Origin of the sequence: Mycobacterium tilburgii, assembly GCF_902168065.1 — a bacterium.
GTDB classification, from domain to species: domain Bacteria; phylum Actinomycetota; class Actinomycetes; order Mycobacteriales; family Mycobacteriaceae; genus Mycobacterium; species Mycobacterium tilburgii.
Genome location: NZ_LR655778.1, coordinates 1 through 686, shown reverse-complemented (window position 1 = coordinate 686; position 686 = coordinate 1). Strand labels below are relative to the sequence as shown.

The 686-nt window shown below is 70.1% G+C and carries 1 pseudogene; it reads left to right on the top strand.

Annotated features, from left to right (window positions below):
- Positions 1 to 686: pseudogene (locus FQ389_RS18350) on the top strand (glycosyltransferase family 39 protein); the annotation flags it as partial.

Sequence of the window (686 nt, the reverse complement as noted above, 5' to 3'; positions counted from 1 at the left end):
ATCTTTCCCCCGACCGAGTTCTGGTCGCGGCAGCCCAGCGCGCTGGCCGTCGGCGTCGCCACCGCCGGGGTGGTCGTCTTAACCCGGCGCTTCACCCCGGGACGCGGCACCGCGGTGTGCGCGGGCGTCATGTTCGCGATCCTCCCGCGCACCACGTGGGCGGGTATCGAAGCGCGGTCGTATGCCTTGTCGGTGGCCGCGGCGATCTGGCTGACGGTGTTGTTCGTCGCCGCGGTACGCCGTAACCGGGCCCGGTTGTGGGTCGGCTACGCGGCGGCGTTGATGGTGTCGATCCTATTGAGCCTCAACCTGATTCTGTTGGTCCTGGTTCATGTGGTGATGCTGCCGCAGCTGGCGCTCCGGGGGGCGCGCACAGCGCCCGCGCTGCGGTGGACGACCGCGACGGCTGTCACGTTGGGGGGCATGACGCCGTTCGTGGTGTTCGCCCACGGCCAGGCGTTCCAGGTGAATTGGCTGTTCCCGGTGAGCTGGCACTACGCCTTCGACATCATCCAACGGCAGTATTTCGACCACAGCGTGCCGTTCGCGGTGCTCAGCGCCGTCGTCATGGTGGCCGCGATTGTCGCCCGCCCGATGGGGGCGCCGGCCCCGCCCGGTGAGATACGCCGCCTGGTGACCATCTGTGTCGGGGGGGGGGGGGGGGCGGCCGCCGCCGGGGGGGTCTT